We start from the raw sequence: 6,172 nt of genomic DNA, 5'->3' as shown, positions 1-6,172 counted from the left end.
GTCTGGCTCTCAACGTCGCCCAAGCCCACCCGGACACGACAGTCTCCCTGCGCGGCAAGCTCAAGCGCGCCGGATGGAACGATGCATTCCTCTTCGAACTCCTCGGCCACATGCGATAGCCCTGCCCGCAAGCGGGAGAGGTGAAGCGGGCTCGTGGTGACAAGGAAGTACGGCTAACGAATCCGTGATCCCTAAGATATCCATTCGTCTGCGCGCCAGCCTCCAGCAAAGATTTTTCCCGATTGCCGCATTCCAAAACCGCAACGTTGCTATTTTCACCGCGGCCTTGCCGCACCCACCGGCGCTGCCAAGATCAATCGTACGAACAATCGAGTCCGGGAGATCACCGTGGGCCTTCAAGAAACTCGCATCGAGTCGCTGCCGTTTGTGACCGCTGAACTGAATTATCTCGCGCCGACGCCGGGCAAGCCCCGCACTTACGCTTTCGATCCGCCGCCCGGCGAACCCAAATCCACCGCACTGCCCGAAGCTCACAATGTCCCGATCTTTGACGGGCGTCTGATCGCCGACAGCTTCTCGCTCGACCGCGAGGGATTTGCGCTGGTCAAGCATCCGACCTTCGTGAAGGACTATTACGACGACAACGAAGTGCGCAATGTCTACTATCCCGCCGTCGAGGCCTTCCTCAAGGCGACGCTGAAGGCGGATCGCGTTTTCATCTTCGACCACACCGTGCGCAAGCGCGTCGAAGGTGCAGCGGACATTCGTGGCGGCGGCCCGCGCCAGCCCGCGACCCGCGTCCATGTCGACCAGACCGCCGTCTCCGGCCACAACCGTGTCTTCGAGCATTTGCCTGATGAGGCCGAGCAACTCGTCAAGGGCCGCGTCCAGGTGATCAATCTGTGGCGCCCGATCCGTGGTCCCTTGCGCGATTCGCCGCTTGCGATGGCCGACGGCACCACGGTCGCCCCGGAGGATCTGATCGCCTCCGACCTGATCTACCCGAACCGCAGCGGCGAGACCTATTCGGTGAAGTACAATCCGAACCACCGCTGGTTCTACATTCCCGAGATGACGCCGGACGAGGCGATCCTGCTGAAATGCTACGACTCGGCGACCGACGGCCGGACGCGGTTCGGACCGCACACCGCCTTCGTCGATCCGACCACGCCGGCGGATGCCGCGCCGCGCGAGAGCATCGAGCTCCGCACGCTGGTATTCCATAAGCAGTAGCCGCGAAACAGGGGCGCTCCCTCTCCCGCTTGCGGGGGAGGGTTGGGGTGGGGGCTCTTTCCACGAGTCATATCGTGGAGAGAACCCCCACCCGGACCGCATCTGGCGATGCGATTCGACCTCCCCCGCAAGCGGGAGAGGTAAGGTGAGCCCGCGGATAGACTGAGCCCATCAGCTCTGCCCCCAAACTTGGCACCCCTGTCCCAATAGTGTTACGCCCGTCCCCCAACTGCTTGGGGAAGGGGCGATTCATGGACGGCGTGGTGACGAAGGAAGCAGCGGGGATCGGGTTCCGCGCCCTGGTCCTTGCACTTCTGGCGTTGGCCTGCGGCCACATGCTGTCGACGCTGCTGCGCACGATCCCGGCGATCAGCCTCGATCTGATGGCGCGAGATTTCGGCACCTCGCCGCAGGCGCTGGCGAGCCTCACCTCGATCTATCATTTCTCCTTTGCCGCCTCGCAGATACCGGTCGGCGCCGCGATGGACCGTTTTGGCGTGCGACCGGTGTCGCTGAGCCTTCTCGGAAGTACCGTGGTCGGGACACTGGTCTCGGCGCTCGCCACGGGGCCCGCGAGCTTCGTGCTCGGGCAACTGATGCTCGGCATCGCCACCTCGGGCATGCTGATGTGCCCGATGACGCTGGCCGCCAAGCAGATGTCGGCGGCGAAGTTCGGCCTGTGGTCCGGCCTGATCCTGTCGATCGGCAATATCGGCATGCTGCTGTCGGCAAGCCCGCTGGCCTTCGTGGTCGATCAGTTCGGCTGGCGCGCCGGCTTCTGGGGCTCGGCCGGCTTCGGCGTGGTGGTCCTGATCGCGGTATTCGCGCTGGTGCCGCGGCAGCCGGCGGCGCATGCGGACGATTCCTCGCCCTTGCAGCAGATGGCCGAGGTGCTGCGGCTCGGCCTGTCGCGCGGCCTGCGCGGATTGATCGCGCTGTCGCTGGTGTCGCTCGGCGCCTCGCTGGTGCTGCGCGGCCTGTGGGGCGGGCCGTGGCTGATGGATGTGAAGGGTGTAAGCCGCATCGAGGCCGGAAATGTGCTTGGCCTGTTTACGCTGGCGATGATCATTGGCCCGGCCTGTATCGGCGCGATCGATCGCAAGTTCGGGCATCGCCGCACCATGGTGGCGTCGACCCATGCCGTCGCCGCGCTGCTGCTGGTGCTGATGGCCGCCGGCGCGCCGCATTTGGCGGTCTCGAACCTGCTCGGCGTCGCCGTGATGCCGGTGCGGTATGACCTCGTGCTGCTGATCCTGATCGGGTTTGCGACCTCGGCGCAGCCGCTGATCTACGGCATGACGCGGCAGCTCGTCGACGCCCAGAACACCGGCAAGGCGCTGTCGTCGGTCAATCTCGCGTTCTTCCTCGGCGCGGCGCTGCTGCAATTCAGCACCGCCGGCGTTGCGGCGCTGTTCGGGCTGCCCGCGGTGCTGCTGTTCATTGCCGGCGCCCTGGTGATCGGGATCGTGCTGTTCCTGACCTATACGAAGGCCTGAACTCGGTTCAGATCGTCTGTGCTTGCTTGCGGACCTCGTTCGCAAGCGGTCTCAGCTGCTCGCCGGCACCGGGCCCCACGAGGCTATAGCCCAAGCCCCCGTCGGCCCAGGAGAAGCCGGCGACGTCGCCGCCTGTATGCGGCGCCATCGGCGCGTTCTGGTCCGACGTCATCGGCCGCGTCAGCACGACCAGCCGGTCGCCGTGGTCATTGTCATACATGAACATCGCCGCGGGGCCATGGGCGGTCGGCACTACGCGTCCGCCCATGAAGCGATAGCCCGACTTGCTCAGGTCCGGCAACTTGACCGGCTGGCGAAGGCGGCTGGAAACCCACGCCGCGAGCTCCGTGCTGTCGCGCAATTCGACCGGCCGGGTGTGATCGGAGGCGTACACCTTGTAGGAATCGGTTGCCTCCTGGGCAAGCGCGGCAAGGCCGCCTGTCGGCGTCTCGCTCGCACCGCGGATCGCCCATCCACTAATGCCCCCGATCGCGAGCATCAACATCGCAGCGATCGCCCAGCGGAACGACGGCGCCGACGTGCGGCGGCGCTGGCCCTCGATGATCCTGGACAAATTGAGCTGCGGCGGCAGCGGCTCGTCGGCGATCGGCGCCAGGGCGGCGCGCAGCAGGCCGCGCTGCTCGGAAAAGGAAGCGATGCGCTGTGCCACATCCGGATGGCCTTCCAGATAGGCGGCGACCTCGGCCTGTCGCTCCGGTTCGAGCGCTTGGTCGACATAGGCGTGCAGATCGTCTTCGGAGATCGGACGACTGCTCATGGCTTGCTCCGCAACTGCACGACATTCCTCTGCTGGTTGTCCGCAGGATTCTCGAGTTCCTGCTGCAATCTTTCGCGCGCCCGCGACAGGCGCGACATCACGGTGCCGATCGGGATATTGAGCACCTTGGCCGCTTCCGCATAGCTCAAGTCTTCAACGGCGATCAGCAGCAGCACCGATCGCTGCTCGTCGGGAAGCCTGGCGAGTTTCGCGAGCACGTCTTGATACATCAGTTTCTGTTCCTGCTCGGCGCTTTGCCCGAACTCGTGCTCGGCCGCCTCGTCGATGGCGACATGCTGGAAGCGTGCCGCGGCGCTGCGGAACTGGTTGACAGCAAGGTTGTGCAGGATGGCAAACAGCCACGACTTTGGACTGCTGGTGTCGCGCCGCTGGTGCCAGTGAGTGACGGCGCGCTCCAGGCAGTCCTGCACCAGATCGTCGGCCGCCGCGCGGTTGCGGACCAGCGAGCGCGCGTAGCGGCGCAGCGCTGGAATCACCGGCTCGATCTGGTGCAGCATGTCGCTCATGGCGTCTGGACCTGCACGGCCGCGCCGAACTTCGACGGCTCACCGGGAGCGATGACGAGGTAGCGCCGCTCGGCCTTGGCCGAGCTTTGCACGATCTGCCGGATCGGGCCAGTCACATTGACGATCGCGGAGCCTGCCGGATTGGTCATGAAGGCGGCGAGCGGTTGCACCGTGCCGGTCCCATCCGCCTTGTCAGCCAATGCCAGGACGTAGTGCTGCTTCGGCTCGAGGCCGGTGACGGAGGCCTGCAGCACCTGGATCAATCCCTGATCGAACAGCGAGACGCTGGTCGGCGGCTTGTCGCCCCTGGCTTCCTCCCTTGGCGCGAGCGCGAGGTGTGCAACCTGGCCGGCGACGCCGAGCGGCTGCAGGTTCTGACGATCATCAGGATTCGGTGCGGCGTCCGGCACATAGGCGATGGCCTGCGGCGCCTGGCCGACCGGGATGTTGGCGATCACCTTGTTGGTCGCGGTGTCGATCGCGGCCAGCGCATCGGCATTTTCGAGGCCGACATAGACCCGCGTGCCGTCGCCGGACGGCCAGATGCCGTGCGGCAGGTTGCCGACGGGAATGGTCGCGACTTCAGAGAAGTCGTCGGTGCGAAACACCTTGACCTCGTTGGTGCCGCCGATCGTCACATAGGCGAAGGTTCCCTTGGCCGTCTTCGCGAAATTGACGTGGTTGGTGATCGGGCCGGTGTCGATCGTCTTGATCAGGTTGAACGGCGGCCTGGCGTTGAAGACCTGCGTCCTGCCGACGTCCTTCAGCGTGAACCACACCTGCTCGCCGTCCGGTGTCGCCGCGATGTTCGGGCAGAACGGGCTTTCCTGCTTCACCTTGGCGACGATCTGATGGTCGGCGACCGAGACCACGTCGGTTTCCGGATTGAATGAGGAGCAGATGTAGCCGTATTTGCCGTCGGGCGAGAAGATCTGCATGCCCGGTCCCGCCGGCACCTCGATCCGCATCGTTTCCTTGAAGCTCTGCGCGTCGATTACCGAAATGTAGTTCTCGCCGCGCACGGTGACCCACACTTCCTTGCCGTCCGGCGTGAAGAAGGCCTCGTGCGGCGACCGCCCGACATAGGTGACGTGCTTGACCGCGTTCGTTGCCGTGTCGATGAAGGTCACCGAATTCGAGCCGATCGAGACGATGGCCAAGGTGTGGTGATCGGGCGAATAGCCCATGCCGTGGACCAATACCTGCCCCTTGTAGAGCGGGCTGAAATTGCCGGGCTGCGGGTCGCCGAGCCGGATCACGCCGAGCAGCTTGTTGTCGACGGGATCGGTGACCGACACCGTGTTCGAGAACTGCTCGGCGGCGTAGACGCGGTCATGATGGCTGATCGGGATGTCGGGCGCGGACACGGCACCCGGCGCCTGACCGGCAAACGCGGATGTCGACAGCACGATCATGCTGGTGGCCAACAGGCCCTTCACGAATGGGCTCGTCATCACCTGGTCTCCTGCTTCATCATGTCGTGGTGCATGTTCATGTGATCGTGCGTCGCCGCCGGGGCGGGTTTCGGTCCGGGTTGTTGTGTCGGCGCGGGTGTCGTGTCCGTGACCTGTTCGCCGAGCGCGAGCTTCATGGCGTCGATCTCCTGGCGTTGCTCGACGATGATCTCCTGTGCGATCCGGCGCAGCCGCTCGTTCTTGCCGTAGCGGAGCTCGATCACGGCCATGTCGATCGCACCCTGGTGGTGCGGGGTCATCATCGCGACGAAATCGCGATCGATATCGCCGCTCGGCTTGGCGGCCATGTCGTTCATCATCTTGGTCATCGCGGCATCGTTTTCCGCGAGGAAGACGCTCTCATCGGCCGTCTGCGCGGTCGAGGCCGGTTGGTGCGCCTCTTGCGCGAGGGCTACCGGGGAAAAGACAACGGCAAACAGCACACGCGCGCCGAGCAGCGCGGCACCGATGCCTAGCCTAAAGAATCGCAGGATCATCACGTTCACCCTCATAGTTGGCTGGCACGGGTGGGACGCGAGGCGACGAATTCTATTCCGTCGGAGGGCGAAGATTCGTGCTGATCACGAATTACTGAACGGCGGAATAAATTCTGCGGCCCCGCGCCGCGGTTTGCGATCTGGAAGCGTCTGGTTATAAGAGGGAATTCCGGTTCCGCTCGGCCGGTTCCTCGATCCTCGCTGCGCAATCGCACGCGCCAACAAG

Annotated in this window: 6 protein-coding genes and 1 pseudogene; 3 read left to right on the top strand and 4 right to left on the bottom strand. The window is 64.7% G+C overall.

The annotated features are described in order from the left end of the window. From AC066Y_RS18455 to AC066Y_RS18445, 3 genes and pseudogenes are all read left to right on the top strand, one after another. Window positions 1-119: pseudogene (locus tag AC066Y_RS18455) on the top strand (ISAs1 family transposase); the annotation flags it as partial. Between the two features lie 229 nt (window positions 120-348). After that, window positions 349-1,194 (top strand): CmcJ/NvfI family oxidoreductase, encoded by an 846-nt coding sequence (locus AC066Y_RS18450; RefSeq protein WP_212311366.1) that lies wholly within the window; start codon window positions 349-351, stop codon window positions 1,192-1,194. A 251-nt stretch (window positions 1,195-1,445) separates the two neighbouring features. Then, the gene (locus tag AC066Y_RS18445; RefSeq protein ID WP_478275121.1) at window positions 1,446-2,690 is read left to right on the top strand and encodes an MFS transporter; all 1,245 of its coding nucleotides are present in this window, start codon (window positions 1,446-1,448) and stop codon (window positions 2,688-2,690) included. 7 nt (window positions 2,691-2,697) lie between these two features. On the opposite strand, the gene AC066Y_RS18440 is transcribed toward AC066Y_RS18445, so the two are convergent. Genes AC066Y_RS18440 through AC066Y_RS18425 form a run of 4 tightly spaced genes read right to left on the bottom strand, consistent with a single transcriptional unit; the run spans window position 2,698 to window position 5,946 of the window. After that, window positions 2,698-3,468, bottom strand: coding sequence for an anti-sigma factor family protein (locus AC066Y_RS18440; protein WP_478275120.1), 771 nt, complete (start codon window positions 3,466-3,468; stop codon window positions 2,698-2,700). Next, window positions 3,465-3,995: an RNA polymerase sigma factor gene (locus AC066Y_RS18435; protein WP_478275119.1), complete on the bottom strand. Its 531-nt coding sequence runs from the start codon at window positions 3,993-3,995 to the stop codon at window positions 3,465-3,467. The genes AC066Y_RS18440 and AC066Y_RS18435 overlap by 4 nt, the downstream gene beginning before the upstream one ends. Beyond that, window positions 3,992-5,449: a YncE family protein gene (locus AC066Y_RS18430; RefSeq protein ID WP_478275118.1), complete on the bottom strand. Its 1,458-nt coding sequence runs from the start codon at window positions 5,447-5,449 to the stop codon at window positions 3,992-3,994. Before AC066Y_RS18430 ends, AC066Y_RS18435 begins: the two co-directional genes overlap by 4 nt. Beyond that, window positions 5,449-5,946, bottom strand: coding sequence for a DUF305 domain-containing protein (locus tag AC066Y_RS18425; protein ID WP_478275117.1), 498 nt, complete (start codon window positions 5,944-5,946; stop codon window positions 5,449-5,451). The genes AC066Y_RS18430 and AC066Y_RS18425 overlap by 1 nt, the downstream gene beginning before the upstream one ends. Between the last annotated feature and the right edge of the window lie 226 nt (window positions 5,947-6,172).

This window comes from Bradyrhizobium sp. USDA3010 (assembly GCF_056429065.1).
Note: the sequence above shows the minus strand (reverse complement) of the source record. Positions and strands in the feature narration are given on the sequence as shown.

Excerpts from the sequence above, each read along its gene's own strand:
- AC066Y_RS18445 (WP_478275121.1), top strand. The coding sequence starts at position 1,446 with ATGGACGGCGTGGTGACGAAGGAAGCAGCGGGGATCGGGTTCCGCGCC.
- AC066Y_RS18440 (WP_478275120.1), bottom strand. The coding sequence starts at position 3,468 with ATGAGCAGTCGTCCGATCTCCGAAGACGATCTGCACGCCTATGTCGAC.
- AC066Y_RS18435 (WP_478275119.1), bottom strand. The coding sequence starts at position 3,995 with ATGAGCGACATGCTGCACCAGATCGAGCCGGTGATTCCAGCGCTGCGC.
- AC066Y_RS18430 (WP_478275118.1), bottom strand. The coding sequence starts at position 5,449 with ATGACGAGCCCATTCGTGAAGGGCCTGTTGGCCACCAGCATGATCGTG.
- AC066Y_RS18425 (WP_478275117.1), bottom strand. The coding sequence starts at position 5,946 with ATGATCCTGCGATTCTTTAGGCTAGGCATCGGTGCCGCGCTGCTCGGC.